Raw genomic sequence first — 24,624 nt, forward strand, 5'->3', positions numbered from 1 at the left:
CCGTGGCCCGCGTGCTCGTCGTGGACGGCGCGAACGTGGTCGGCTCGGTACCGGACGGCTGGTGGCGCGACCGCCGGGGCGCGGCGGAGCGCCTGCGTGACCGGCTGGCCGGGTGGGAGGGCGGGGAGGAGGTCGTCCTCGTCGTCGAAGGAGCGGCCCGGGGTGTCGCGTCGGTACCCGGGGTGCGGGTGGACTCGGCGCCCGGCAGCGGCGACGACCGGATCGTGGAGCTGGCCGCGGCCTACGCGGAGCGCGGCTGCACCGTGGTCACCGCCGACCGGGAACTGCGCGAGCGGGTCCGGGCGTACGGGGCCGAGTGCGTGGGCCCGCGCGCCGTGGGCCCGGCACCCTGAGCGGTACCGGGCGCACGGGAGCCGAGCCGGGGTGCCGGATCAGCGGCAGTACTTCACCGGGGAGAGGTTCTTGACCCAGCGGGCGGCGACCCAGCGGTCGTTGTGGCCGGCCCTGACGTCGTCGCGGCTGTCCTCGCGGCCGTCCTCGTCCTCGCGCTCGTCGTCGCGGCTGTCCTCGCGGCCGTCCTCGTCCTCGCGCTCGTCCTCGCGGCCGTCCTCGCGCTCATCTTCGCGCTCATCTTCGCGCTCGTCCTCGCGTCCGTCCATGCCGCCGTTGCCGTTCTCCATTTCACCGTTGCGGCCGTCCAGGCGGTACCACAGGCGGTTGCCGTCGACCGACTCGCCGTACTTCTTGCACTCGATCTCGACCTTGCGGTTCGGGTACACCTGGCCGACGATCCGCGAGCGGGTGGACGGCTTGCTGCGGACCTTCAGCGGGCCCTTCGAGACGACCCGGCCGACGGCGTGGCCGTCGCGGACCGCCGCGGCCTGCGACGGGGCCCCGGCCATCGGGTTCTCGTCCGCGATGGCGGCGCCCGTCCCGACCAGGCCGAGAACCAGGCTTCCGGCGGCGAGAGCGAGGATGGTCCTGGTGGGCTTCAGCATGAGCCGGCTCCTCTACGAAGACATCCACCCGGCCGCGACGCGCGGCGCGGGACGGCAACCAGGCGGCTGCCAGGGTCGACTATGACGACGCGGGAGCCGACAGCCCCGCTGACTCACCGCCGTTTAGCCCGAAATGCCCAATCTGCACCCCGGAGGCGGATCCGGCGGACCATCACCCCCGGACAGCGGGCGCGCACGTACTTCCGACGGCTGGGTCCACGTACTCGGGAGGGGCGGGATGCGGGGCGGGCGGGGACACCGCCGCGAAACCGAGCGGGCCGGGCTCCCGCCGCATCGCACGGGGCGGGCTGTCGACGGGTCAGCCGGAGTCAGCCGGGCCAAGCCGTGGAGCGGGTGCCGAGGAGGCGGAACGCCCCCGTATGTCGTCCCGAGCGGGGTGGGCACCAGGTCGCCGCGGCCCACCTGGGCGCGGCCCAGGTTGTGTGCGCAGCGCGCCGGCAGGTGGACGGCGTCGTGGGCTCGGCCGCGTGGAGCGGCACGGGCCGGTCGTCGGGGCGCGGGCCGGGTCGGCCGTGACAGTGTGCGCCGTGGCAGGGTGCCGGGAGTGTCGACCCGGAGGGCGCCGGGGTCCCGCCGCCGGGTGTCCCCGTGGGAGCGCCGGCCGGGCGTGCCGCCGGGGGTGCCCGTCACTGTGGGGGGACGCCGTGGCCGTGGCCGTCGGACCCGGCTCCGCTCCCCGTCCGTCCGGGCCGTCGTGTCGGTCCCATCGGTCCCATCGGTCCCCTCCGTCCCGTCCGTCCCGGGACAGCGGGGAGGCGCGGCCGTGCCCTCCCCCGAACGGGCACGGCCGCGCGGCGGGCCCCGGGGGGCAGGGCCGATGCCGGCCGGTGAACCGGCGCTGGCGAATCTACGGGCGCGCGGCATCCGCCCGCGCCCATCCACGGGTTGAAACCCGGCTACCCCCTCGGGGAGCGACCCTGTACAACCAGGGGTGTACACGAGGGGGTTGACGTGCAGCTGTCCACACATCCGGCGACGGTCCGGCGCCGCGCCGTGCCGCGCTACCGGTCGCCGGCGAGGCCGTGTACGCCGTCGGCTCGCTGTGGATCTCCTCCACCGTGCTCCGCAACTGGCCCGACCCGAACGGCCAAAGCCCTCAGCGGGGGATCCGTGACCGCCGCCACCGTCGTGTGCCCGGTCACTGCCTACGGCTCCCGCAGGTTGCGCCGGCTCACCCGCCAACTCCGCCTGAAGCAACAGGGAACGGCCGAGCCGGTCAGGCGGATCGGGGAGGCCGGTGTGCCCGTGGAGGTGCGGATCACGGGCACGGCGTACGCCCTTCCGCCCGCACGCCCCGCAGGCGCGCACCACCGCCCGCGTCCACGAAAGGGCGACGATCACCACGGTACGGTGATCACCGGGCCCGCCCCCGAGGGGGGATTCGACGTCAGGCTGAGGATCCCCGTACCCCGACCGGAAAGGAGTGGAGCGGATGCCGTCCGTACTCGTCGTCGATGACCAGTTCCTGATCCGGTCCGGACTCGCCGCGCTGCTGACCGCCGCCGTCGGCTACGAGGTCGCCGGCCAGGCCGCGGACGGCGAGGAGGCCGTCCGCCTCGCGGAGCGGACCCGCCCTGACGTCGTCCTCATGGACGTCCGGATGCCCGGCACCGACGGCATCGCCGCCACCGAACGGATCCTGGCCGGACCGGAGCCCGGACGGCCGAAGGTGCTGATCCTCACCACCTTCGACTCCGACGAGTACGTCTTCCGCTCGCTGCGCGCCGGCGCCAGCGGCTTCCTCCTCAAGGACACCCCGCCCGAGCGGCTGCTCGCCGCGATCTCCACCGTGCACGCCGGCGACATGCTGTTCAGCCCCCGGGCGCTGCGCGGGCTGATCGACACGTACGCCGCCCCGGTCACCCGCGCCCCGCACGCCGGTCTGGACACGCTGACCCCGCGCGAGCGCGAGGTGCTCGGCCTCGTCGGCGCCGGGCTGTCCAACGCCGACATCGCCGGCCGGCTCGCCCTCAGCGCCGCCACCGTCAAAACGCACGTGCACCGCTGCATGAGCAAACTGGAGCTGTCCAGCCGCGCCCAGGCCGTGGTCATGGCGTACGAGTTCGGCCTCGCCGCCCGCAGGCCCTGACCGGGCGGGCACCGGCCCCTCCGGATGCGGCCGGTGCCCGCCCGCGCCACAGTGGGTGCCATGGGAATCGATGACTACGGCGGCGGCCCCGGGGCCCAGCAGACCGGTGTCCTCGTCGTGACGACGAACGACGTCCCCGGCTACCGGGTCGAGCAGGTCATCGGAGAGGTCTTCGGCCTCACCGTCCGCTCCCGCCACCTGGGCAGCCAGATCGGCGCGGGGCTGAAGTCCATGATCGGCGGCGAACTCAAGGGTCTCACCAAGACCCTGGTGGAGACCCGCAACCAGGCCATGGACCGCCTCATCGAGCAGGCCAAGGCGCGCGGCGCGAACGCGGTGCTGATGATGCGCTTCGACGTCACCGACGCGGCCGATGTCGGGACCGAGGTGTGCGCCTACGGTACGGCCGTGGTCCTCGTCCCCGCCTCCGCGTGAGCGTCCTCCCTCATCCGGCCCTCCGTCGTGGAACCGGCCGTCTCCTACCGCCCGTAGGGGGTGGAGCGGCAGACTGGTCGCCGTGACCCTCATGGACAAAGGCTCCCACCTGCCGATCGCGTCGACCGGGGTCCGGGCCGTGCTCGCCTGGACGGCCGGGCCCGGGGTTCCGGACGTGGACGCGTCCGCGCTGCTGCTGACCGGGGCCGGACGCGTCCGCTCCGACGCCGACTTCGTCTTCTACAACCAGCCCCGGCACGCCTCCGGGGCGGTACGCCACCTCGGCAAGCGGCCCTGCGCCGACACCGTCGCCGTCGACCTGGCCGCGGTGGAGCCGGGGGTCGAGCGGGTCCTGCTCTGCGCGTCGGCGGACGGCGGCAGCTTCGGGCAGGTGCCTGGGCTCCACCTGGTCCTCCTCGATGCGGCCTCCGGGGTGGAACTCGCCCGCTTCGACATGCGGGCGGGCCCGGAGACCGCGTTCGTCAGCGGCGAGCTCTACCGGCGGTCCGGGGCCTGGCGGTTCCGGGCGGTCGGCCAGGGGTACGCGAGCGGGCTGGCCGGCCTGGCGACGGACTTCGGCATCACCGTGGACGAGCCGCAGCGGGCGGCCGCTCCGCAGGCGGCCCCTCGGAGCGCCGGCCCTTCTCCGGCGGCGTCTCCTCCGGCCGCCCCTTCTCCGGCCGCCCCTTCTCCGGCCGCCCCTTCTCCGTCCGCGTCTCCTCCGGCCGCGCCCGCTCCCGCCTCCGCTCCTCGGGCCGCGCCCGCCGAGCCGGCCGTACGGTTCACCAAGGGGGAGGAGCGGCTGCCCGCCGAGGTGCGCGAGCGCCTGTCGCTGCGCAAGCGGCAGGTCGCGGTCAGCCTGAGCAAGCGGGGGGTCACCGGCCTGTCCGCCCGGGTCGTGCTCGTCCTCGACGCGTCCGGCTCCATGGCCGGCCTCTACCACCGCGGCACCGTCGCGGGCGTCGCCGAACGGATGGCCGCCGTCGCCGCCCAGCTCGACGAGGACGGCGAGATGCAGGCCTGGACGTTCGCCTCCCACCCGGCACGGCTGCCCGACCTGACGATCGGCGCGCTGCCCGAATGGCTGCGCCTGCACGTGCGCGGCGGCGAGTTCAGCCTGTTCGGCCGCCGGAAGCCGCCCAAAGGCCTGGTCCCCGGCCAGATCGACATGCGCGCCGTCGGCATCGGAAACGAGGAGCAGAAGGTCATCGCGGAGGTCCGCGCCTTCGTCCGCGACCACCCCGCGCCCGAACCGACGCTGGTCCTCTTCTTCTCCGACGGCGGGGTCTACCGCAACGACGCGATCGAACGGGAACTGCGCGGGGCCGTCGAGGAGCCGGTCTTCTGGCAGTTCATCGGCCTCGGCCGGGCCGACTACGGGGTACTGGAACGCTTCGACACCCTGCCCGGCCGCCGCGTCGACAACGTCGGCTTCTTCGCCGTCGACGACATCGACACCGTCTCCGACCCCGAGCTGTACGACCGGCTCCTGTCGGAGTTCCCGTCCTGGATCCAGGACGCCCGCCGGGCCGGCATCCTGCGCTGACGCCGCCCGTACCCCGCACCGACGACGACCGACCGGGAGGAACGAACGTGCCGATGGAGGAACGAACGTGCCGATGAACGAGCCGGAACAAGCGTCCGCGGCCCAGGTGTTCGACGCCCTGGCCATCCGCTACGAGGAGGCTTTCGGACAGGACCCCGCGCAGCTGGAGGCCCTCGACTGGCTCGCCGCCCGGCTGCCGAGCGGCGCCCGGGTGCTGGACGTGGGCAGCGGCACCGGCAGGCCCACCGCCGAGGTGCTCGCCGCGGCGGGCTGCGCGGTGACGGGCATCGACGTCTCGGCGGCGATGGTCGCCCTGGCCCGGGGCCGGGTGCCGCGGGCCCGGTTCGAGCAGGCCGACGTACGCACGTACGCGCCCGGCGAGGTTGGCTTCGACGCCGTGTGCTCCTTCTTCCCGCTGCTGATGATGGATCAGCCGGAGGTGGCGGCCTCCCTGGAGCGGATGGCGTCGTGGGTCCGGCCCGGCGGATACCTCGTCCTGGCGACCGTGCCCGGTGACATCCGCGGCCTCGGCATCGAGTTCATGGGCCACCGGGTCACCGTCAGCAGCCTGTCCGCCGAGGACCACCTGACCCGGCTCACCGCCCAGGGGCTGGAGGTGCTGCACCACCGCACGGTCCTGTTCCACCCCGCCGGCGGCCTGGCCGACCCGGAGGAACACCTGTTCTGCTACGCGCGGCGCCCCGCCGTGAACGTCAGCGGACCGGGCCCGGCCCCCGTTCCGGCCGGCGGGCCCGGAACCTGACGGAAGCCGTGCCCGCCCGGCGGCTGAACGGGCGGACGAACAGGCGGCTGAGCGGGCGGCTGGAGCAGGCCGGGCGGTCCGCTGCCGCACGGGGGGCGGCGGGCACCGGACCGCCGCGTTCGGGCCGGAGCCCCGCCGCGAGTCCGGCGACTACGACGGCCAGCCCCAGCCAGACCGCCGGGCCGGGGACCCCGCTGCCCGTGAGGGCTCCCGCACCGGCCGCGGCGAGCGGTGCGACCCCGGACAGCAGCCCCGCCCGGCCGGAGCCCACGGCGGCCACCGTGCGGTACCAGAGCAGGAACGCCACCGCCGTCACCATGACGGCCAGGTACCCCGCGGCCGCCCACTGGCCCGCGCCGAGCGAGGCCAGGTCGGCCGGCCGCTCGAAGAGCAGCGTGAGCCCCGCCAGCATCGCCGCCCCCATCCACACCGCGTGCACCGAGACTCCCCACGCACCGTGCCGCCGCAGCACCGGTACGGCGAGCAGGGTGAAGCCGGCCTCACAGCCCAGCGCGAGCGCCGCCCAGGCCACCCCGACGGCGTCGGTCCGGCCCGTCCCCTCGACCATCACGGCCCCGGCGACCACGACGGGGGCGGCCAGCAGCACCCGGCGGCTGGGCCGCCGTCCCTCCAGGAACGGACCGATCACCCCGAGCAGCACCGGTACGGAGGCCACCGCGACCGCTATGACGGCCGGTTCGGCGTGCGCGACCCCGCGGACGACGGCCACGTTGAACAGCACCAGGCCGGTCGCCGCGATCCCCGCCAGCCACAGCCACTCGCGGCCGCGCGGGCGCAGGACCGGCACCCGGGCGGCCCGGGCCAGGGCGAGCAGCAGCAGCGCGGCCGCCGTGTACCGGACGGCCTGCACGGCGAAGAGCGGAGCGTCGACGAGGGCTCGGGAGACGGTGACGCTGCTGCCGACCAGCGCCATGCCGGCGATACCGGGTGCCAGATCCCGAAGGGAGGTGGATGCGGCGGTAGTGGCGGGTGGTGTGGCGGAAGGTGCGCCGGATGGCGTGGTGGAAGGTGCGGTGGATGGCGCGCTGGATGTCCTCATGCGGTCCAGCCTGGTCCCATAATGGACCGGTGAGCAGGTCCAAAGAACACGCGACACAGGGGTCCACAACGACGGTGCCCGGTGGGCGCGCGGCCGCCGGGGGCTCCGACTTCCTCCAGCTCGACCTGACCGGCGCACCGGCCGGGGGCCGGACCGAGTGGCTGGCCGCCCGGCTCCGCGCCGCCATCGCCGACGGCACGCTGCCCGTCGGCTCCCGCCTCCCGGCCAGCCGCGTCCTCGCCGCCGAACTGCACGTCTCCCGGGGTCTCGTCACCGAGGCGTACCAGCGGCTGGCGGAGACCGGCCAGGTTTCCGGCCGAGGCCGCGGCGGCACGGTCGTCGTCGCCGCCCCGCCCGTCGCCGCCCCGCTCGTTGCCGCCCCGCCCGCGGCGGCCGGCCCGTCCGCCGTCCCGGCCCCCGGCGGGCCGGCCGGACCCGCCCGCGGCGGGCTCGTCGAAGCGCTCCGCGCGGTGCCCTGCCGGATCGACCTTTCGCCCGGCGTGCCCGACCTGGCGGCCTTCCCCCGTACCGCCTGGCTCCAGGCGGAGCGACGGGTGCTCGCCGGACTCACCCCGGCCGACTTCGGCTACGGCGACCCCCGGGGCGCGCCCGCACTCCGGGCGGCCGTGGCGGGCTGGCTGGCCCGCAACCGGGGCATCCGCGCCGCCCCCGACGAGGTGGTGATCGTCGCCGGAGTCGCCCAGGCGCTGGCGCTGCTGGCGCGGGTCCTGCGGGACGACGGCGTACGACGCGTCGCGGTGGAGGACCCCGGCTCGCTGGGGGCCCGCCGGCAGCTGGCGCACTGGGGGCTGGAGCCGGTCCCCGTGCCGGTGGACGCCGCCGGGCTGGACGTGTCCGAGCTGCGCGCCTGCGGGGCCGCCGCCGTCCTGCTGACCCCGGCGCACCAGTTCCCGACCGGGGTCGTCCTCGACGGCGAGCGGCGCCGGGACCTGCTCGGCTGGGCCGCCGCCGGGGGACTGGTCATCGAGGACGACTACGACGCCGAGCACCGCTACGACCGGGCCCCCGTGCCCGCCCTGCGCGCCCTCATGCCCGAGGGCGTCTGCTACGCCGGGAGCGTGTCCAAGCTGCTCGCCCCGGCGCTGCGCCTCGGCTGGCTGCTGGTGCCGCCTCGGCTGCGGGACGCGGTCACGGAGGCCAAGCGCTACGAGGACCTCGGCAATCCGGTCCTCGCCCAGCTGGTGCTGGCCCGGCTGATGGAGTCGGGCGAGCTGGAACGCCACCTCCGGTTCGTCCGGCGCCGTCACCGGCGCCGCCGGGACGCGATGCTCCGGGCGCTCGCCGAGCGGCTGCCCGGAGCCCGCGTGCACGGCGCGGCGGCCGGCCTGCACCTGATGGTCACGTTCGACGGGGCCCGCTTCGAGGACGCCGACCTCGCTTCGGCCGCCCTCGCGCTCGGCGTCAAGACCCACCCGCTGTCCTGGCACCGGATGCGCCCGGGGCCGCCGGGCCTGATCCTCGGCTACGCGGCGGGCCCGGCCGGCGAGATCGAGGAGGGCATCGCCACCCTGGCGGCGGCCCTGGACGGGCTGGGCGGACCGGGATGAGCGGGCGGAGCAGGCTGAGCGGGCTGAGGGGACGGGCGTGGGGACGCGGGTTGGCCGGGGAAGCCCGACCGACCCTCTGACCTGGGCCGATTCCCCTTGACGGGAGGGTGCGTCCGCTCTACGGTCCGAGTCCGGCCGGTTCCGTTCCGGTCCGGGGCCCGTTCCTCCTCTCTCCGGGAAGTCATGCGCCACTCCACCGACGTCCTCGGCAAGTGCCTCGTCCTCGGCGGCCGGGCCCCGCGCCGCGAGTTCTGGACGTTCTGGACCTTGGCTGTTCAACGCCCTGATCATCGCGGGGTGCGTCCGCCTGGGCGACCTCCTCGGCGACGACCGCCCCGCGTCCCTCTGCGGTCTCGCCGTCCTGCTGGCGACCCTCGGCGCGACCGTACGCAGACTGCACGGCATCGGCCGCTCGGGCTGGTGGACCCCGGAGGTCGTCGTCCCGCTGATCGGCTGGGTCTGGCTGTTCGTCATGCCGACGGGCCCCCGGGGGTGTCGTCAAACTCGTTTCTGCCGTGCGGGCGTACGGAACGACTTTGACGACACCCCCGAGCTCGGGCGACGAGTCCTGCGGGCCCCGCCCGGCCGCAGCCGGTCCCCTTCCGGCGCGCTGACCCCCGCTGGCGCGCGACGTCCGCCGACCGGTCCGGCAGCGGGGTGGTTTCCGACCGCCGGAAAAAAACTTCGCCGACGGCGGCAACCGAACGGCGGGTCGCGCGTCGTGCGGGATTGAAGGGCGTGATCCGGCGTCCTCGACCGACCGTGGAGAACCACAGTGAAGAACCTGAAGCGCGTCCCCCTGTCCGTCCGCCGAGCGGTGGCCGTCACCGCTGCCGCCGCCGGTGTGGCCGTCGCTCTCGTCGGGCCGGCCTCCGCCGCGACCCCCGCCTCGGCCGCCCCCGCCCCGGTCGCCCCCGCCCCGGCCGCCCCCGCCCCGATTCCGGCCGTCGCCGGTGCGCCGGCGAGCGCCACGCCGAGCGCCGCCCCGACTCCGGCGACGAGCGCCAAGCCCAGCGCCGCCCCGGCTCCGTCGGTCAGCGCCCCGGCGGGCAGTACCCCGAGCGCCGCCCCGAGCGTCCGGCCGACCGGCGCCCCCGCCGCCGTTCCCAGCGCGGCCCCCGGCGCCCCGTCCGGTACGCCCGAGCTCGCCGAGACCGGCTCCTCCGCCACCACCGCCGCCCTGGGCGCCGGGGCGGCCGGCCTGATCGTCGTCGGCGCCGGAGCCCTGTACGTCGTACGGCGCCGCGCCAACGTCTAGGAACCACGTGCTCCACCTCGCACCGACCGCCGGCCCGGCCGCTCCCGTCATCGACCGGGCGCGGCGGGGCCTGTGGTCGTTCCTGCGCCGCGACCGCTCCTCCCCTCCCGCCGGGCCCGCGCACGCTTACCCGTACGCGCGGCCGGACGCCCACCACCCCGCCCACGGGGACGGCGCCCCGCCCACCGTCAGCGCGCTCTACCACGCCCACCGGCTGGGCATGGTGCGGCTGGCGGTGCTGCTCGTCGACGACCTCTCCACCGCCGAGGACGTGGTCCAGGACGCCTTCACGGCCCTGTACCGCCGCCACGGGGAACACATCACCGAAGTGGACAACGCCCTCGGCTACCTGCGCACCGCCGTGGTCAACACCTCCCGCTCGGTGCTGCGCCGCAGGCGGACCGTACGGGCGTGGACCCCGCCGGCCGCGGCCGACGTACCGTCGGCGGAGGCGCACGTCGTGCTCGGCGAGGCACACCGCGAAGTGCTCGCCGCGCTCGGCAGGCTGACCCCGCGCCGCCGACAGGTGCTGGTGCTGCGGTACTGGGCGGACCTCAGCGAGGCGGAGATCGCGGCCACCCTCGGCATCAGCCGGGGGGCAGTCAAGTCGAACGCGAGCCGCGGCCTGGACGCGCTGGAACGGATCCTGGAGGGTCGGGTATGACGCGTACGACGCACGACGGCGAGCGCCCCGCCGAGCGGCGGCTCCGGCAGGCCCTCGAGGCGCGCGCCGCCGGGATCACCATGCGCGAGCTCCGCCCGGCCGACCCGCCGGGGCCGGGCCTGTGGCGGTCCCCGGTGGCCCGGCTGCGCGGGTTCACGCTGCCCCTGAGCGGTCTCGCCGCGGCGGCGGCCCTGGTGGGCTACCTGGTGCTCACCCCGGACCCCGCCCCGCCGCGGCCGACCCCGCCGGCCGCGCCCCGGGAGCTCACCCCGTCCACCCCGGCGCCGGAACGGTCGCCGTACGTGACCCCGTCCCCGCCACCCGGGACCGCGGAGCCGGCGGAGCCCACCGCGGCCCCCGGGCCGGACGCGACACCGTCGTACCCGCACCCGCGGGCGACCCCGTCCGTGACCCCGACGCCCCGGGCGGGGACCCCGTCGGCAGCCCCCTCGGCCTCGTCACCGCAGCCGCCGGGCGGGCCGAGCCCGTCCCGGCAGCCGTCCTCGCCGGCCCACTCGGCCGGCCCGGGGGCCACGCCGTCGTCACCGGGACAGCGCTGACCGGGCCGCGAGGCCAGCCCGTGTTCAGTGCCCTTGGAGCCCGGCGGGGACGGTGTTCTCCACCGCCGTGACCAAGGGGGCCAGCTGCGGGTCGCGCGCGGCCTCGTCCAGGGCGACGCGCAGGGCGGCGTCGTTCGTGGGCCGGGCCGCGGCGAGGAGGGTCAGGCCCGCCTCGCTCACGTCCGTGTAGATCCCGCGGCGGTCCGTGTCGCAGATGTAGCGGTTCAGCAGGCCGCGGTCCTCCAACCTGCTGACCAGGCGCGTCGTCGCGCTCTGGCTGAGGACCACCGAGTCCGCGACCTGGTGCATCCGCAGGTGCCCGCCCGGTCCGCTGTGCTGGCGGCTGAGGACGTCCAGCAGCGAGTACTCGCGCACGCTGAGCCCGTGCCCCGTCTGTAGCGCCCGCTCGATGTGCGCCTCGATCCGCCCGTGGAGGAGGGAGAGGGCGCACCAGCCCTGGGAAAGGGCGGTGAGTGCGCTGTCCGTGGCCGTCATGGGCTCCTCCAACTGGAGATCCGGTGCTGCGGTGCTTCGGTGCTTCGGTGCGGAACGTTCGCGCGGGCCGCGCGGCCACAGCCACATCGGCCGTAGCCGCAGCCGCAGCCGTAGCCGCAGCCGCAGCCGCAGCCGTACCTGTGCCACCAGGATAGGCCACTCCCGCAATATCCCGCGCTTGCAAATATCCCGCGTCTGCAATTAATGTGGACGCACGTAAGCAGCGACAGCACACATATGTCGCCCTCGGCGGCCGCGCGCCGCACCCCGCACCACCACCTCCCTGAAGGGCACCTCCCCTCATGCCTCTCGCACTCCTCGCCCTCGCCATCGGGGCCTTCGGGATCGGCACCACCGAATTCGTGATCATGGGCCTGCTCCCCGAGGTCGCCGGCGACTACGGCGTCTCGATCCCCACGGCGGGCTTCCTGGTCACCGGCTACGCCCTCGGCGTGGTCCTCGGCGCGCCACTGATGACCACCCTCGGCACCCGCATCCCCCGCAAACGGATGCTGATGCTGCTCATGGGCCTGTTCATCGCGGGCAACGTGCTCTCCGCGCTCGCCCCCGCCTTCGGCGTCATGCTGGCCGGCCGCGTCGTCGCCTCCCTCGCCCACGGCGCCTTCTTCGGCATCGGCGCGGTCGTCGCCGCCGAGCTCGTCGCCCCCGAGAAGAAGGCCGGCGCGATAGCGATGATGTTCACCGGCCTCACCGTCGCCAACGTGGTCGGCGTGCCCCTCGGCACCCTCGTCGGGCAGACCCTCGGCTGGCGCGTCACCTTCCTGATCGTCGCCGGACTCGGCGTCCTCGGCCTGCTCGGCATCGCCAAGCTGGTGCCCGAGCTGCCCCGGCCCGCCGGCGGCGTCCGCATCCGCAGCGAGCTGGCCGCCTTCCGCAACGTACAGGTGCTGCTCGCGATGGCGATGACCGTCCTCGGCTTCGGCGGCGTCTTCGCCGCGATCACCTACATCACCCCGATGATGACCAACGTCGCCGGTTTCGCCGACACGTCCGTCACCTGGCTGCTCGTCCTCTTCGGCCTCGGCATGGTCGCCGGCAACCTCATCGGCGGCCGGTTCGCCGACCGCGCCCTGATGCCCCTGCTGTACGTGTCCCTCGGCGCCCTCGCCGTCACGCTGGCGGTGTTCACCCTGACCGCCCACACGAAGGCCGGAGCGGCCGTCACCATCGTGCTCATCGGCGCCCTCGGCTTCGCCACCGTGCCGCCGCTGCAGAAGCGGGTCCTCGACCAGGCCGCCGGCGCACCCACCCTCGCCTCCGCCGTGAACATAGGCGCCTTCAACCTCGGCAACGCCCTCGCCGCCTGGCTCGGCGGGCTCGTGATCGCCGCCGGCCTCGGCTGGACCGCTCCGAACTGGGTCGGCGCGGCCCTGGCCGCCTCTGCCCTCGTACTCGCCCTCGTCTCGGGCGCACTGGAGCGCCGTACGGCCGCCCGCCCGCTCGGCGGCGCCCCGGCCGGTGCGGACGGGGCCGAGGTCCCCGGGGCCGCCGCGCCCGTATCCGCCCACCACTGACACCCCCCGGAACCCACCCCGCACCGAAGCCCCGTACCGGGGCGTACCGGGCCGTACCGAAGCCCCGTACCCAGGCCCCGCACCGCTCAAGGAGCACGCACCATGTCCCTCACCACCACCACCGCCCGCACCGCCGTCGCCCCGCTGACCAAGGCCTTCACGGCGCTCCAGCTCGACGCACCGGCCGCCGACCTGGTCGACGCCGTCCGGCCCGACGGCCTCTTCCACACCCTGCCGACCGCCCTCGACCGGCCGCTCCTCTTCATCGCCGGCGGGCTGCCCGGCCACCGCGACGGCCGCCTGATCGGCGCCATCGGCGTCGGCGGCGGGGCTCCCGACCAGGACCACGGCTTCGCCGCCGCGGCGCTCGACGCCCTGGTCTGAGCACGCCGGGTCGCGCGCCCGTGTCCCCCGTGCCACGTTGGTACGGGGGACACGGGCGCACGATGCGAAATCCGAGGCGGCACATGAGGGTCCACGTCATCGCGACGGCAACGGTCGCCGCGCTGGTCACCCTCGCCGTCCCGAGCTGCACCGCGGCCTCCGACGAGGCCCCCGCGGCAGCCCCCACCCCCGGAACCCGCGCCGCGGCGTCGGCCCGGGCCGCGACCCCCGGTGCGGCCGACCCGACCCCGGTCCCCACCCCGTCGCCGGCCCTCCCGCTGTCGACGGCCCCGAGCACCGTCCCCGCCGTACGCGAGCACGTTCCGGCCCGGGGCCCCGGCTGGAAGCCCGCCACCAGCGGCCGCGTGATCGTCCGCGCGGACGACGCCTCGGCACTCACCGACGAGGGCAAGCTGCTCGCGGGCGAACTGGGCATGGGCTTCGCCGAGGCACAGGACCCCGGCCCCGGCGACGTAGAGCTGTCCCTGGACGCCGGGGCCTCCGAGATGCCCGAGTCGTACACCCTCACCGTCAAGGACGGCCGGGCCAGGGTCACCGCCCGCGACGAGGCCGGCGTCTTCTACGGCACCCGCACCCTCAAGCAGGCCGTGAAGACGGCCGGCTCCGCGCCGGAGGGCACGGTGCGCGACGCCCCGGCCCGCCCGCAGCGCGGCCTCAACCTCGACATCGCGCGCAAGAACTTCACCCCGGCCTGGATCGAGGACCGGATCCGCGAGATGGGCGACCTCAAACTCAACCAGCTCGGCCTGCACTTCTCCGACGACCAGGCCTTCCGCATCGAGTCCGAGAGCCACCCCGAGATCGTCTCCACGCCGCACCTGACCAAGGCGGACGTGCGCCGGATCACGGCCCTCGCCGCGAGCCGGCACATCACCGTCGTCCCGGAGATCGACTCTCCCGGACACCTCGGCGCGGTGCTGCGCGCCCACCCCGACCTGCAACTGCGCGACGTACAGGGCAAGGCGGTCAAGGGCGCGGTGGACATATCCAACCCGGCCGCGGCCAAGCTCATCGACGAACTGCTCCGCGAGTACCTGCCGCTGTTCCCCGGCGGGGCCTGGCACCTGGGTGCCGACGAGTACCAGGCCCTCGTCGTCCGTGACCCGCAGGCCTCCTTCCCGCGGCTCGCCGCCGCCGCCCGGGAGCGGTACGGCCCCACGGCGCGCGTCCAGGACCTCGCGACGGGCTGGCTCAACGACCGCGCGGACGTGGTCCGCCCGTCCGGCAAGGCGCTCAAGGCCTGGAACGACGGCTTCTTCTCCGGCGGCGTGGCCAAGGCCGCCGAGGACATCCAGGTCGAATACTGGACCGGCAAGGAACTCGGCGCCCGCCCGCCGCTGGAGTACCTGCGCGAGGGCCGCAAGGTGGTCAACCTGAACGACGAGTACCTGTACTACGTCCTCGGCCAGCCCAACCAGTTCACCTACCCCACCGGCCGGCGCATCTACGAGGAGTGGACCCCGCTGGTGCTCCGCGGCACCACCGCGGTGCCCGCCCGGTACGGGGCACAGATACTCGGAGCCCGGCTCGCCGTCTGGAGCGACCTGGCGAACGCCCAGACCCAGGCGCAGGTGGCGGAGGGCATCCGGACGCCGCTGGCCGCGCTCTCCCAGAAGGTGTGGGACGAGCGTCAACCCCGGCAGTCCTGGGCCGAGTTCAAGGCCCTGACCGACCGGATCCGGTGACGGCGGACGTACGGTCGTCCCCTCCACGCGGTCGTCCCCGCTGTGCGGTCGTACCTTCCGCGCGGTCGTCCCCTACACGTGGTCGTCGAGGCTCCGGCGGGCCGTGCGGTCCCGGCCCTGCCAGCGCCGGAGGACCCATCGGCCGAGCAGCGGCAGGGCCGTCACCACGGTCAGCGTCCACGTGGCCGCGAACGCCCAGATCAGGGGCTGCGACACGGTGACCGAGGCCGCGACGAGCAGCGCCACCGTCACCGCGCCGAGCAGGCAGGCCGCCACGATCCGGTGCCGCCGGGGACCTGAGCGCAGCATCCGGTCGAGGGAGCGGTCTCCCCTGAGTTCGGCCTCGATCGCGGAGAGGGCGCGCTGCTCGCGATCCGAGAGTCCGGCTCCGTCCATGGCGACGTACCTCCGTCGGCTCGGCCACCGGCCGCGGGGCGCGGTCGGCGGCCTCTGACCGGCGAATACCCGTCCTGGCGCGGTCCAACCCCGCGCCGTGGCGTCACCAGATGGCGGCGACCCACTCCGGGTGGTCGATGAACGGGTTCCGGTTGTGCTGGTAGCTGTCGAATATGACCTGGTTGCGGCGCTTCTCGAAGGCGTCCGGCGGGTCCTGCTGGCTCCACTGCTTCAGGACGCTGATCCGGCCCATGGCCGGGGCGGAGCCGTTGTTGACCTTGTCGTTCATTTCGAGGTTCGCGAAGCCGTCGCCGCCTTCGTAGCGGACCGCCATGTAGAGCAGCATCCGCGCCACGTCGCCCTTGACGGCGTTGCGCGGCTCGAAGGAGTCGGAGTCGGTGAGGCTGCCGGGAGCTTCGCCGACGGGGCTGCCGCCCATGTCGAAGTCCTTGTTCCCGCGGGTGCTGTTGACGGTGACGTCCTCGGGGCGCAGGTGGTGCAGGTCGGTGCCCGGGCCGGTGGCGGTGCCGAAGTCGCCGTGGCTCTTGGCCCAGACGTGCTCGCGGTTCCAGTCGTTGGCCCCGCCGCCGTTGGTGGACTTGGACTGGGAGCGGCCGGAGTAGAGCAGGATGACGTTGTTCGGGTTCGCGGGGTCTTGGTCGGTCACCTTCAGGGCGTTCCACACGCCGTCGTAGTTCACCTTCGACTGGGACTTGATGATGGTGTGCAGGGCGGCCTTCAGCGCGGCTCCGGTCTTGCCCTCCGCGGCCGCGTAGTACGGCTCGACGGCGGCGGAACCGGTCGCGGCGGCGTGGGGAGCCGCCGTCCGCTCCTGTCCGGCCGTGGCGGTGGCCGGTACGGCCAGCAGGGCGACCGCCGCGAGGCCGGCGGCCGCGGGAGTCAGGCGGGAGAATCTCATGACGTGGGGGTTCCTCTCCACGCACCGTCCCCGCCCTTGCGGTTGGCGGGGTGTCAGGTGGCAGAGCGAGGCTCGCATTGTCATGTGCTGATCAGGTGAAAACCATGTGTCCGGCACGCGGAAATCAGTGCTCCCGCCGGGGTGGCCGCCCGCCCCCCGCCTGGCGCGCGACCTGGCCGCCCACGGCCTGGCGGTGCCACGGGACTTCACCGTCTTCCAGACCACCGCACGGCTCTACCGGCTGCTGGACGAGGTATCCGTGACGGGTGCCGGGGCGACATCCCGGACCCCCTGCCGAGTCCGGTCGAGCGGGGGCCTTCCTCGTCCGGTTTCCGCGGGACCGGCAGGGCCGCGTCCTCTGGTACCTCTGCCCGCGACCGTCGGAAGAGGCGTTCGTCGTGCACTCCCACCTCGACCACGCGTACGAGGGGGACCGCCTCGGCGGCACCGAGGAGCGGCGAACCGCGATGCTCTGCTGCGCGCCCTCGCTCGAGGAGCTCGCCCACCGCTTCCGGGATCGGGATCAGGCTGTGGAGCGCGGTCACCGTCGGCGACCCGTCCGGGCTCGATCCGCTGCTGCGCGACTACCCGGAGCACTACGCGCCGCCCGCGCCGGAGGCGTGAACCGCCGCGCGGCGGTTCACGCCTCCGGCGCGCGTCAGCTGCCCGCCGTGACCTGCGGGGCCGGGTCGTACTTGAAGTTCGCCGGCCCGAAGTTCTTCTTCACGGCGCGGTCCCAGGAGCCGTCCTCGACCATCTTCCGCAGCGCGTCGTTGATCTTGCCCTGGAGTTCCTTGTCGCCCTTCTTGACGCCGATGCCGTAGTTCTCGTTGCTCAGGCTCTGGCCCGCCAGCTTGAACTTGCCCTCGTTGCCCTTGCGCGCCACGTACCCGGCCAGGATGGCGTTGTCCGTGGTCATGGCGTCGGCCTGGTTCTCCTGGAGGGCGACGAGACACTCGGAGTATCCGGGGAGCTCCAGGATGCTCGCCTTCGGCGCCAGGTTGGTCCTGATGTTCTCCGCCGAGGTGGATCCCGTCACGGAGCAGAGCCTCTTGCTGTTGAGGTCCTCCGCCTTCGTGATGCTGGTGTCGGTGGCGCGTACGAGCAGGTCCTGGTGCGCGACGAAGTACGGGCCGGCGAAGTCGACCTTCTCCTTGCGCTTGTTGTTGATCGAGTAGCTGGCGGCGACGAAGTCGACCTCGTTGTACTGGAGCAGCAGCTCGCGGTCGTTGCTGTAGACCTGCTTGAACTCGACCCGGTCCGCGCTGTAGCCGAGCCGCTTCGCCACGTAGGTGGCGACGTCCACGTCGAAGCCGGTGAACGATCCGTCGGCCTCGCGGAACCCGATGCCCGGCTGGTCGAACTTGATGCCGATGGAGATCCCCTTGGTCTCTTCGTCGCCACCGCATCCGGAGGTGGTCAGGACGAGGGCGATCACTGCGGAGACCGCGCCGACCTGGGGAACCTTCATGCTGCACTCTTTCCTCGGAACGCGGGACGTGCGCGGGGATCGCCTGCGCACGTGGAACCGCGGGGACGTGGGGGGACGTCGTGACACGTGTACGAGGAAGCTAGGAAGGCGACGGCCGCAGCGTCACTAGATCTGAGTAAAACTTGAGGATAACGATCCGGATCGGCCGCCGAATCTCCGGCCGAAACGGTCCGGAGCGGGATAAAGGGGTGGGCATGGGAGCACGTTCGGTACGCATCGACGGAAGCACGCTGCTGCTGGGCGAGGGGGTGCGGATCCGGTTCGTCCGGACCCTGCGGCTGCCCGAGACGGGTACGCACGCGCTGCCCCCGGGCCTCGGTGACTTCCCGCTGCGCAGGGTCGAGGACTATCCCGGCACGGTGCCGCCGGAGTGGCTGGCGAAGGGCGGCGTGATGCTGCCCGTCTACCTGCGCGAGGCGATGTGGCTCAGCTTCGGGGGGACCCTGGAGCCCGCCGCCCTCCAGGTCGGCGTCGGCAAGGTGTGCGCCGTCTCCGGCGAGCGCTGGACGGGGCGGCCCGCCCGTACCCCGCAGAACTACGTGGTGCTGCCGCGCCAGCCGTGGCTGGACGGGATCAACTCGGGCGAGGGCACCGTGCGCCAGTTCGTCGCCGTACCGCTGGGGCTCGGCGCCACCGTCGAGGGGCAGGTCACCGGCGAGGAGACGACCGGCGGAGTGCAGCTCCAGGCGTTCCCGCTGCGTACGGCGCCGCTCGCCGCATGGCGCCGGGCGGAGGAGGAGCGGCTCCGGGCGGAGCGGGAACGACTCCGGGCGCCCCTCCCGCGGTACGGCACGGGCCCGGGAGCGCCCGGCGGGTACGGGGGCGCGGTGCCCATGCCGATGGCGGCGGCCCCGGGCGGCTTCCCCCAGCCCGGATCGGCGCCCGCGCGTGCCGCGGCGGTCCCCGCCCCCGCGATGGGGCTCGGGGCCGGCGGCTCCATGCGCCAGGAGGTCTACCGGGACGACCGGCCGCTGTCCGACTGGGACGAGGAGCCGGCGGCCCGGGTCTTCGTCCACCTGGTGACCCCGCCCGCGTGGCGCCGCATCACCGGGGAGGAGGCGCCGCCCTCACCCGTCGACCGGGCCGCCTACACGCGGGCCGGCCTGCCCTGGTTCGACTACTACGACGAGTCCGGGACCGACCTCGCGCCGGCCGGACCCCTGGGGCAGGTCAAGCCGGTGGGGGAGTGGCTGGGAGACGACCACACCCCGTGGTCCGAGCCGGTTCCCGGCCAGATCAAGCCGCTCGGAAACGCCCCGCGGCCGGGCAAACCCGTGCAGGACGGCGACTGGTGACGCCGCCGGGCGGCGGACCGGCGGCCGGGATCGTACGTTCGCCCGGCCCGCCGCCCGGAGCCCGTGGGACCATGGCCGGGCAGATCCCGGCAAACGGAGGGGGAGTTCGGTGACCGGTGTACGCAAGGGCCTGGCCAAAATAGAGGTCGCACTGCGGTGGGACCCGAGTCGGGCCGGCACACCGGCGAACGACCTGGACATAGTCATCGCGGTCTACGGCGCGGCGGACCCGCACGGCACCCCCGTCCATCTGGTCCACTTCGGCAGCAGGTCCCCCGACGGCACCATCACCCTGAACCGGGACAGCCACACCGGCCAGGGCTTCGGGTTCGACGAGGTCATGACCCTCGAACTGGACCGGATGGCGGCGGAGTTGCGCCGGGTCGTGGTGGGCGTGGTCATCCAGCGGGCAGGCGAAGGCGGCACCCGGAAGACCTTCGCCGACATAGAGGGCGCGGGAGTCCGCATACGCGAAGGCCACACCGACCTGGCGGCGACCGGCTTCGACTCCATCGCGACGGCCACCGCGGCCACCGTGGCCGAGTTCACCCGGGACGGCTCGGGCGGGTGGTCGCTGGCCGCGCGGCTGCACGGCTTCGACACCGATCCGGAGGAGTTCACCCGCATCATGGGCGCCGTCCACTGACGGCGCCGGCCGACTGGTTCGACGCCGCTCCGGCCGACGGTTCGGCGGAGGAGTAGGGGGCGGCCCGCGGGCGGCTGGGCCGGCCTTCCGGTGGCTCTCGCGCGGCCAGGCGGCGGCCGCCCCCGTGTGGCTCCGGCACGCGGGGCCCGCCGAACTGCCCCGGGTGCTCGCCCTGATGACCCCGCACGTGCGCGCGTACGGCTTCGGGGAGTGGTACCCGGCCGGGCTCGGCCGGATCGGCCCGGCCGCACGGCCGGCGCTGCCCGCCGTGGAGTCGGTGATCGGCCGCCGCCGCATACCGGCGAACGACTCCACGCGCGACGGCGAGATGTACCTCGACGAGTGCCTCCTCGCCGCGGCCCGCTGGGCCCGGCGCGCGATCACCGGCCGCGCCTGAGGAGTACGGGCCTGAGGAGTGCGTGCCCGAGGAGTGCGTGCATGAGGAGCGCGGGCCTGGGGCGGCCCCGGGCGGGCCGTCGCGCGGGTTCCGGAGGGGGGAAGGCGTGCCGCCACGGGCCGGGGGTGGCGTCCGCGCAGATCGGGCGGCGGTCACTCCGCTCGGGAGTGGCCGCCGCCCGGTCCGGGTGGCGCGCTGCCGCCGTCCCCACGAGGCAGCGCGGGCGGTCCGCCGTCCGGTCATCGAGCCGGCGGGCCACCGGTATCAGGGGGTCGGGCCGTCCGGGGCGCCGGGCGGGGTCAGGCCCAGGGCGGGCAGCAGGACCGCGTCGACGAAGCGGACGAGGTACTCGGCGTCGGCGTACCGGCCCTCGAGGACCGGCCGGATGCGGAGCACGCCCATCAGCTGCGCCGGCAGGAACTCCACGGCCGGGTGGTCCGCGGTGATCTCGCCCCGCGCCACGCCCCGCGCCACCATCACGTCGAAGGCGGCCAGCTCCGGCCCGACCAGCGCCTCGCGCAGGGCGGCCTGGAGTTCCTCGTCGCTCAGTACGGCGTGCCCCAGGGCCTGCATCAGCCGGGTGTCCCGCCCCGAGGTGCAGCCCGCGATCCGGGCCGCCTCGCGCAGGTCGCCCGCCAGCGATCCGGTGTCCACGGCCACCAGGGTCCCCTGCCGGCCGGCCCGCAGGGCGGCGGCGACGAGCTGGGGCTTCGTCTTCCACTGCCGGTACAGCGTGGACTTGCCGCAGCTGGCCCGGGCGGCGATGCCCTCCATGGTGAGGGCCTCGTAGCCGTCCTCGCGCAGCTGGTCCAGGACGGCGTCGTAGAACTCCTGCTCCCGCTCCGGGCTGATCTTGGAGCGGCGCGCGGTGACCGGCGTCGACGTCATGGGGTGCGGCTCTCCTCGGGGGCGCTTCGGTGGCACGTTCCAGTTCGGAGTGTACGGGAACGCGAGCGTATCGGTACACCCGCGTATCGATACGCGAATGTATCGATACACTGGCGTGTCGATGGTCGATGTGCGCGCAAACAGGAAGCGAGACGGGGGATGACCTCCCACACCACACCTGCCGGGCCGGCAGCCGGACCGAGAGCCGCGCGCCGCCGCCTCGTACGCGAGCTGCTGCTCGTCGCCGGACTGTTCGCCGTCTACAAGGCGGGCCGGACGCTCTCGACCGGCCGCACCGACGAGGCCTTCCGCAACGCCGGGTGGATCTGGGACGCCGAGCGCGTCCTGCGCCTCCCGGGCGAGGGGGCGGTGCAGGGGCTGCTGCTGCACGGGGAGATCCTCGTGCGCACCGCCAACACCTACTACGCGGGCGTCCACTTCCCCGCGACGGTGCTGTTCCTGGTCTGGCTCTACGCGCGCCGCCCCGCCCACTACCTGTGGGCGCGCCGGGTCCTCGTCGTCCTCACCGGAGCCGCCCTCGCCCTCCACCTCGCCTTCCCGCTGGCGCCCCCGCGGATGCTCGCCGCGGCGCACCTCGTCGACACCGGGCAGGTCTACGGCCCCACCGTCTACCGGGCCGCGCCCGCCACCGACACGATGGCCAACCAGTTCGCGGCGATGCCCTCGCTGCACTTCGGCTGGGCCCTGATGCTCGCGCTCGGCATGATGGCCGCCACCCGCTCCCGGCTGCGCGTGCTGTGGCTGCTCCACCCGCTGGTGACCCTGCTGGTGGTCGTCGGCACCGCCAACCACTACTGGCTCGACGCGATCGTGGCGACCGTACTGCTGGGGGCGGCGCTGCTGCTGATCCCCCGACCGGGCACGCCGGGTCCGACACCGGGCGCGGACACCGGCAGCGCCGGAGCCTCCCATGCCCTCGAAGCCGAAGCCTGCGAGGCATCCGAAAGCTCCGTTACGGAAGGTGCCGGAGTCGGCGTGTCCGGTGCCGGCCCGGGCGTGCCCCCCGCCGCCGCAGGAGCCGTCCCCGTACTCCGCCCGCCGCGACCGCGCGGCAGGCGTGCCGCCGTGGGAGCCGGGCGGTGAACGCCACCGCCCTCGCCGTCGGGCTCTGCCTCGCTTCCGCCGTGACGTACGCGGCCGCCGCCGTCGCCCAGGAGCGGCTCGCCCGGGCCGCCGAGGCCCGTACCGCCAGGGCGCTGTTCGGCAACGCCGCCTGGTGGTGGTCGGCCGGGCTGAACGCCGCCGCGGCGCTGCTGCACGCGGCGGCCCTGCGGTACGGCCCACTCACCCTGGTCCAGCCGCTCGGCGCACTCACCCTCGTGGCGGCCGTTCCGCTCGGGGCGCGCGGAGCCGGGCGCCGGGTCGCGGCCACCGAATGGCGGGGCACCCTGGCCACCGTCGCCGGGCTCGGCCTGCTGCTGCTCCCCGCCTCCGGTCCGGCCCCCGACGACACCCTCAGCCTGGCCGAGGCGTTCGCCGTCTCCGGCGCCACGGCCGCCGTGATCCTGCTGCTGACCGCGGCCCGGGACCCGCGCTCGGGACTGCGGCACGCGACGGCTTCCGGACTCGCCTCCGCGGCGGCCTCCGCACTGACCCAGACCGTGGCCGTGGCGGGCGGCCGCGGGGGAGCCCTGCTCAGCGTCCGGGTCGTCTCGGTGGCCCTGCTCGTCGTGGTGTTCGCCGTCGGTGGGATGCTGCTGTCCCAGCGCGCCTACCGCGGCGGGCTCGGTGCGCCGCTCGCCGTCGTGAACCTGGCCAACCCCCTCGCGGCCGCCGCCATCGGCATGGTGCTGCTCGGCGAACGCCTCCAGGGCGGAGCGGCGGGAGTACTGCTGGCGGCGGCGGGTGCCCTCGCGGCGGCGCGCGGGGTGCTCCTGCTCACCCGGACGACCCCGGCTCCGGCGGGCGGCGCACAGGCACCCCGGGACGCCGCGCCCGTCGCGCCTGCCGTGCCCGTGGGGCCCGTCGTGCCCGTCGTGCCCGTGGGGCCTGCCGTGCCCGTGGGGCCGACTGTCTCCGTCGACCCCTCAGGCCCCACCAGTCCCTCAGGCCCCACCAGCCCCACCGCGCCCACCCTCCCCGTCGTTCCCGCCGTACCGCCCGCCCGTGTGGCAGCATGACGCGCATGCGCGAAGGATCGTCCCTTTCCCTGTGGTCCAAGGACTCGGTGCTGTCGATCGGCTCGGTGGGCTCGGTGCTCTCCGTCGGTTCGGTCGGCAGCGTGCTCTCGATCGGCTCGGTCGGCTCCACGCTGTCCGCCGCCTCCCTCGGCTCGAGCCTCTCGCTCATTTCCGCCGGCTCCTGGCTCAGCGTGGGCTCGGTCCTCTCCGCGCAGTCCTCCTTCTCCGTACTCTCCTGGCGCTCGCGCGGCGGCTTCCTGGCGGCGGGCGCGGTCGGAGCGGCCGGTGTCGCGGCCCTCACCGTGCTCGCGCTCACCAGGTCGGCCGCGCACCGCTGACCACGGCCGGAGAACCGTTTCGGCCCCGCTCGCGTCCTCCCCGGTGAACGCGACGCACCACCGAAACGGAGTGACTGGTCATGGGGTTCGTGAGCTGGATCATCCTGGGACTGCTGGCCGGAGGCACAGCCAAGATCCTGCTGCCGGGCCGGGATCCGGGCGGCCTGATCGGTACCGTCCTCATAGGCGTCGCCGGGGCTTTCCTCGGCGGCTGGCTCTCGGCCAAGTTCCTCGACCGCCCGATCCAGACGCAGTTCTTCGACCTCGCCACCTGGGGCTCCGCCATCGCGGGCTCGTTGGTCCTGCTGATCGGCTACCGCATCCTGTTCGGCAACTCCCGCGACTGAACGGCCGCCGTCCCGCCTACCCCGGCCGCACGGCGCGACGTAGACGCGTAGAGACGAGACGAAGAGCGGGCGAGGCGGACGACGCGCTGCTGCGCGAGCTCGTCCACAGCCCGGAGGCGGAGCCGTCCTCGTCGTGGACGGCGGCGGCTCGCTGAGCACCGCCCTCGTCGGCGACCTGATCGCGGGCGCCGCGCAGCGCAACGGCTGGGCCGGGCCGATCCTGCACGGCGCCGTCCGCGACAGCGTGGCCCTCGGCGTACCCGACCTCGGCATCAAGGCCCTGGGTACGATCCCGTGCACGAGCGGCAACACCGGCGCGGGCGCCGCGGACGGGCCCGTCGCCATCGGCGACGTCACCTTCCGCCCCGGGGACACGGTGTACGCGGACGCCGTCGCCGTCCTGCCCGCCGGGAGCTGACCGGCCCCGGCGGGTCCTGTCCGGCCCCCGGCGGGTCCTGTTCCGCCGCCCGGCCGGAGGCGGCCGGAGCCCCGGCGGGCGGCGGGACACGGCCGCCGGACTCCCGCTGGGGGGCGGTCACCCCCGCCGTCACTCGCGGTGGCACCGGTCGGGGCGCCGGCCCCGGCTCGCAGGCGGAGCCCCCGGTGGCACGCGGTCGGCCGGCCGCGGGGCAACAGCCCCCTCCAGTGGGCCAACCAGAGCCCCAGGCGGCGCTTTTGCCGACGAGCGGCCGTGGCGCCGTTCCGCGGGCTGAGCCGGAGTC

The 24,624-nt window shown here is 74.7% G+C and carries 27 protein-coding genes and 1 pseudogene; 21 read left to right on the forward strand and 7 right to left on the reverse strand.

The genetic code is table 11. From position 1 onward, the window contains the following. Positions 1 to 2: 2 nt before the first annotated feature. Positions 3 to 353 (forward strand): NYN domain-containing protein, encoded by a 351-nt coding sequence (locus tag OTB16_RS11275; RefSeq protein WP_267719925.1) that lies wholly within the window; start codon positions 3 to 5, stop codon positions 351 to 353. A gap of 39 nt (positions 354 to 392) precedes the next feature. Here OTB16_RS11275 and OTB16_RS11280 read toward each other — a convergent pair whose 3' ends face one another. Then, the gene (locus OTB16_RS11280) at positions 393 to 959 is read right to left on the reverse strand and encodes an SH3 domain-containing protein (protein ID WP_267719927.1); all 567 of its coding nucleotides are present in this window, start codon (positions 957 to 959) and stop codon (positions 393 to 395) included. A 1,453-nt stretch (positions 960 to 2,412) separates the two neighbouring features. On the opposite strand from OTB16_RS11280, the gene OTB16_RS11285 reads away from it, so the two are divergent. The 4 genes from OTB16_RS11285 (at position 2,413) to OTB16_RS11300 (ending at position 5,813) form a co-directional block, all read left to right on the forward strand. Then, positions 2,413 to 3,069, forward strand: coding sequence for a response regulator (locus OTB16_RS11285; RefSeq protein WP_267719929.1), 657 nt, complete (start codon positions 2,413 to 2,415; stop codon positions 3,067 to 3,069). A gap of 60 nt (positions 3,070 to 3,129) precedes the next feature. Beyond that, a complete protein-coding gene (locus OTB16_RS11290) occupies positions 3,130 to 3,504 on the forward strand; it encodes a YbjQ family protein (RefSeq protein ID WP_267719931.1) in 375 nt (124 codons plus the stop codon). A gap of 91 nt (positions 3,505 to 3,595) precedes the next feature. Continuing rightward, positions 3,596 to 5,050, forward strand: coding sequence for a VWA domain-containing protein (locus OTB16_RS11295; protein ID WP_267720020.1), 1,455 nt, complete (start codon positions 3,596 to 3,598; stop codon positions 5,048 to 5,050). A gap of 73 nt (positions 5,051 to 5,123) precedes the next feature. Continuing rightward, the gene (locus OTB16_RS11300) at positions 5,124 to 5,813 is read left to right on the forward strand and encodes a class I SAM-dependent methyltransferase (protein ID WP_267720021.1); all 690 of its coding nucleotides are present in this window, start codon (positions 5,124 to 5,126) and stop codon (positions 5,811 to 5,813) included. Here OTB16_RS11300 and OTB16_RS11305 read toward each other — a convergent pair. Further along, positions 5,764 to 6,747, reverse strand: coding sequence for a DMT family transporter (locus OTB16_RS11305; protein ID WP_267719933.1), 984 nt, complete (start codon positions 6,745 to 6,747; stop codon positions 5,764 to 5,766). The genes OTB16_RS11300 and OTB16_RS11305 overlap by 50 nt on opposite strands. Before the next feature lie 116 nt (positions 6,748 to 6,863). On the opposite strand from OTB16_RS11305, the gene pdxR reads away from it, so the two are divergent. The 5 genes from pdxR (at position 6,864) to OTB16_RS11325 (ending at position 10,923) form a co-directional block, all read left to right on the forward strand. Beyond that, positions 6,864 to 8,441 (forward strand): MocR-like pyridoxine biosynthesis transcription factor PdxR, encoded by a 1,578-nt coding sequence (gene pdxR / locus OTB16_RS11310; RefSeq protein ID WP_420717676.1) that lies wholly within the window; start codon positions 6,864 to 6,866, stop codon positions 8,439 to 8,441. Positions 8,442 to 8,748: 307 nt separating this feature from the next. Beyond that, positions 8,749 to 9,174, forward strand: a complete 426-nt coding sequence (locus OTB16_RS39510) for a DUF805 domain-containing protein (protein WP_420717677.1) — start codon at positions 8,749 to 8,751, stop codon at positions 9,172 to 9,174. A gap of 42 nt (positions 9,175 to 9,216) precedes the next feature. Further along, positions 9,217 to 9,699, forward strand: coding sequence for an LAETG motif-containing sortase-dependent surface protein (locus tag OTB16_RS11315; RefSeq protein WP_267719934.1), 483 nt, complete (start codon positions 9,217 to 9,219; stop codon positions 9,697 to 9,699). Positions 9,700 to 9,706: 7 nt separating this feature from the next. Further along, on the forward strand, positions 9,707 to 10,363 hold the full coding sequence (locus tag OTB16_RS11320) for an RNA polymerase sigma factor (RefSeq protein ID WP_267719935.1): 657 nt from the start codon (positions 9,707 to 9,709) through the stop codon (positions 10,361 to 10,363). Then, the gene (locus OTB16_RS11325; RefSeq protein WP_267719936.1) at positions 10,360 to 10,923 is read left to right on the forward strand and encodes a hypothetical protein; all 564 of its coding nucleotides are present in this window, start codon (positions 10,360 to 10,362) and stop codon (positions 10,921 to 10,923) included. The genes OTB16_RS11320 and OTB16_RS11325 overlap by 4 nt, the downstream gene beginning before the upstream one ends. Positions 10,924 to 10,947: 24 nt before the next feature. Here the strand turns inward: OTB16_RS11325 and OTB16_RS11330 are convergent, their stop codons facing one another. After that, positions 10,948 to 11,418: a MarR family winged helix-turn-helix transcriptional regulator gene (locus OTB16_RS11330; RefSeq protein ID WP_267720023.1), complete on the reverse strand. Its 471-nt coding sequence runs from the start codon at positions 11,416 to 11,418 to the stop codon at positions 10,948 to 10,950. Between the two features lie 302 nt (positions 11,419 to 11,720). On the opposite strand from OTB16_RS11330, the gene OTB16_RS11335 reads away from it, so the two are divergent. From OTB16_RS11335 to OTB16_RS11345, 3 genes and pseudogenes are all read left to right on the forward strand, one after another. Continuing rightward, positions 11,721 to 12,953 (forward strand): MFS transporter, encoded by a 1,233-nt coding sequence (locus OTB16_RS11335; RefSeq protein WP_267719937.1) that lies wholly within the window; start codon positions 11,721 to 11,723, stop codon positions 12,951 to 12,953. A gap of 150 nt (positions 12,954 to 13,103) precedes the next feature. Further along, a pseudogene (locus tag OTB16_RS11340) lies at positions 13,104 to 13,337 on the forward strand (heme-binding protein); the annotation flags it as partial. Between the two features lie 83 nt (positions 13,338 to 13,420). Beyond that, positions 13,421 to 15,043 (forward strand): beta-N-acetylhexosaminidase, encoded by a 1,623-nt coding sequence (locus OTB16_RS11345; RefSeq protein WP_267719939.1) that lies wholly within the window; start codon positions 13,421 to 13,423, stop codon positions 15,041 to 15,043. A gap of 72 nt (positions 15,044 to 15,115) precedes the next feature. Here the strand turns inward: OTB16_RS11345 and OTB16_RS11350 are convergent, their stop codons facing one another. The 3 genes from OTB16_RS11350 to OTB16_RS11360 form a co-directional block, all read right to left on the reverse strand. Beyond that, the gene (locus OTB16_RS11350) at positions 15,116 to 15,439 is read right to left on the reverse strand and encodes a DUF3040 domain-containing protein (RefSeq protein WP_267719941.1); all 324 of its coding nucleotides are present in this window, start codon (positions 15,437 to 15,439) and stop codon (positions 15,116 to 15,118) included. A 103-nt stretch (positions 15,440 to 15,542) separates the two neighbouring features. Beyond that, a complete protein-coding gene (locus OTB16_RS11355; protein WP_267719942.1) occupies positions 15,543 to 16,358 on the reverse strand; it encodes an endonuclease I family protein in 816 nt (271 codons plus the stop codon). A 658-nt stretch (positions 16,359 to 17,016) separates the two neighbouring features. Further along, positions 17,017 to 17,829, reverse strand: a complete 813-nt coding sequence (locus OTB16_RS11360; RefSeq protein ID WP_267719943.1) for a glutamate ABC transporter substrate-binding protein — start codon at positions 17,827 to 17,829, stop codon at positions 17,017 to 17,019. Between the two features lie 215 nt (positions 17,830 to 18,044). On the opposite strand from OTB16_RS11360, the gene OTB16_RS11365 reads away from it, so the two are divergent. The 3 genes from OTB16_RS11365 to OTB16_RS11375 all read left to right on the forward strand — a co-directional run bounded on the left by OTB16_RS11365 (position 18,045) and on the right by OTB16_RS11375 (position 20,188). Next, complete coding sequence (locus tag OTB16_RS11365) at positions 18,045 to 19,145, forward strand: hypothetical protein (RefSeq protein ID WP_267719945.1); 1,101 nt, start codon at positions 18,045 to 18,047, stop codon at positions 19,143 to 19,145. A gap of 109 nt (positions 19,146 to 19,254) precedes the next feature. Continuing rightward, the gene (locus OTB16_RS11370; RefSeq protein ID WP_267719947.1) at positions 19,255 to 19,791 is read left to right on the forward strand and encodes a TerD family protein; all 537 of its coding nucleotides are present in this window, start codon (positions 19,255 to 19,257) and stop codon (positions 19,789 to 19,791) included. A gap of 124 nt (positions 19,792 to 19,915) precedes the next feature. Continuing rightward, positions 19,916 to 20,188, forward strand: coding sequence for a hypothetical protein (locus OTB16_RS11375; RefSeq protein ID WP_267719948.1), 273 nt, complete (start codon positions 19,916 to 19,918; stop codon positions 20,186 to 20,188). 264 nt (positions 20,189 to 20,452) lie between these two features. Here OTB16_RS11375 and OTB16_RS11380 read toward each other — a convergent pair whose 3' ends face one another. Next, on the reverse strand, positions 20,453 to 21,076 hold the full coding sequence (locus OTB16_RS11380) for a TetR/AcrR family transcriptional regulator (protein WP_267719949.1): 624 nt from the start codon (positions 21,074 to 21,076) through the stop codon (positions 20,453 to 20,455). A 159-nt stretch (positions 21,077 to 21,235) separates the two neighbouring features. Between OTB16_RS11380 and OTB16_RS11385 the strand changes: the two genes are divergently transcribed. From OTB16_RS11385 to OTB16_RS11405, 5 genes are all read left to right on the forward strand, one after another. Further along, a complete protein-coding gene (locus OTB16_RS11385) occupies positions 21,236 to 22,180 on the forward strand; it encodes a phosphatase PAP2 family protein (RefSeq protein WP_267719951.1) in 945 nt (314 codons plus the stop codon). Further along, positions 22,177 to 23,217, forward strand: a complete 1,041-nt coding sequence (locus OTB16_RS11390) for a hypothetical protein (RefSeq protein WP_267719953.1) — start codon at positions 22,177 to 22,179, stop codon at positions 23,215 to 23,217. Before OTB16_RS11385 ends, OTB16_RS11390 begins: the two co-directional genes overlap by 4 nt. Before the next feature lie 5 nt (positions 23,218 to 23,222). Continuing rightward, positions 23,223 to 23,555, forward strand: coding sequence for a hypothetical protein (locus OTB16_RS11395; protein ID WP_267719954.1), 333 nt, complete (start codon positions 23,223 to 23,225; stop codon positions 23,553 to 23,555). An 80-nt stretch (positions 23,556 to 23,635) separates the two neighbouring features. Next, positions 23,636 to 23,902, forward strand: coding sequence for a GlsB/YeaQ/YmgE family stress response membrane protein (locus OTB16_RS11400; protein ID WP_267719956.1), 267 nt, complete (start codon positions 23,636 to 23,638; stop codon positions 23,900 to 23,902). Between the two features lie 133 nt (positions 23,903 to 24,035). Continuing rightward, positions 24,036 to 24,320, forward strand: a complete 285-nt coding sequence (locus OTB16_RS11405; RefSeq protein ID WP_267719958.1) for an RraA family protein — start codon at positions 24,036 to 24,038, stop codon at positions 24,318 to 24,320. Positions 24,321 to 24,624: the final 304 nt, after the last annotated feature.

It is taken from the genome of Streptomyces antarcticus (assembly GCF_026627255.1).
GTDB classification, from domain to species: Bacteria; Actinomycetota; Actinomycetes; order Streptomycetales; family Streptomycetaceae; genus Streptomyces; species Streptomyces antarcticus.

What these genes read in the sequence shown, in the direction of transcription:
- OTB16_RS11280 (WP_267719927.1), bottom strand. Translation starts at nt 959, where the DNA reads ATGCTGAAGCCCACCAGGACCATCCTCGCTCTCGCCGCCGGAAGCCTG.
- OTB16_RS11285 (WP_267719929.1), top strand. Translation starts at nt 2,413, where the DNA reads ATGCCGTCCGTACTCGTCGTCGATGACCAGTTCCTGATCCGGTCCGGA.
- OTB16_RS11290 (WP_267719931.1), top strand. Translation starts at nt 3,130, where the DNA reads ATGGGAATCGATGACTACGGCGGCGGCCCCGGGGCCCAGCAGACCGGT.
- OTB16_RS11295 (WP_267720020.1), top strand. Translation starts at nt 3,596, where the DNA reads ATGGACAAAGGCTCCCACCTGCCGATCGCGTCGACCGGGGTCCGGGCC.
- OTB16_RS11300 (WP_267720021.1), top strand. Translation starts at nt 5,124, where the DNA reads ATGAACGAGCCGGAACAAGCGTCCGCGGCCCAGGTGTTCGACGCCCTG.
- OTB16_RS11305 (WP_267719933.1), bottom strand. Translation starts at nt 6,747, where the DNA reads ATGGCGCTGGTCGGCAGCAGCGTCACCGTCTCCCGAGCCCTCGTCGAC.
- pdxR (WP_420717676.1), top strand. Translation starts at nt 6,864, where the DNA reads ATGTCCTCATGCGGTCCAGCCTGGTCCCATAATGGACCGGTGAGCAGG.
- OTB16_RS11325 (WP_267719936.1), top strand. Translation starts at nt 10,360, where the DNA reads ATGACGCGTACGACGCACGACGGCGAGCGCCCCGCCGAGCGGCGGCTC.
- OTB16_RS11330 (WP_267720023.1), bottom strand. Translation starts at nt 11,418, where the DNA reads ATGACGGCCACGGACAGCGCACTCACCGCCCTTTCCCAGGGCTGGTGC.
- OTB16_RS11335 (WP_267719937.1), top strand. Translation starts at nt 11,721, where the DNA reads ATGCCTCTCGCACTCCTCGCCCTCGCCATCGGGGCCTTCGGGATCGGC.
- OTB16_RS11345 (WP_267719939.1), top strand. Translation starts at nt 13,421, where the DNA reads ATGAGGGTCCACGTCATCGCGACGGCAACGGTCGCCGCGCTGGTCACC.
- OTB16_RS11350 (WP_267719941.1), bottom strand. Translation starts at nt 15,439, where the DNA reads ATGGACGGAGCCGGACTCTCGGATCGCGAGCAGCGCGCCCTCTCCGCG.
- OTB16_RS11355 (WP_267719942.1), bottom strand. Translation starts at nt 16,358, where the DNA reads ATGAGATTCTCCCGCCTGACTCCCGCGGCCGCCGGCCTCGCGGCGGTC.
- OTB16_RS11360 (WP_267719943.1), bottom strand. Translation starts at nt 17,829, where the DNA reads ATGAAGGTTCCCCAGGTCGGCGCGGTCTCCGCAGTGATCGCCCTCGTC.
- OTB16_RS11365 (WP_267719945.1), top strand. Translation starts at nt 18,045, where the DNA reads ATGGGAGCACGTTCGGTACGCATCGACGGAAGCACGCTGCTGCTGGGC.
- OTB16_RS11380 (WP_267719949.1), bottom strand. Translation starts at nt 21,076, where the DNA reads ATGACGTCGACGCCGGTCACCGCGCGCCGCTCCAAGATCAGCCCGGAG.
- OTB16_RS11385 (WP_267719951.1), top strand. Translation starts at nt 21,236, where the DNA reads ATGACCTCCCACACCACACCTGCCGGGCCGGCAGCCGGACCGAGAGCC.
- OTB16_RS11395 (WP_267719954.1), top strand. Translation starts at nt 23,223, where the DNA reads ATGCGCGAAGGATCGTCCCTTTCCCTGTGGTCCAAGGACTCGGTGCTG.
- OTB16_RS11400 (WP_267719956.1), top strand. Translation starts at nt 23,636, where the DNA reads ATGGGGTTCGTGAGCTGGATCATCCTGGGACTGCTGGCCGGAGGCACA.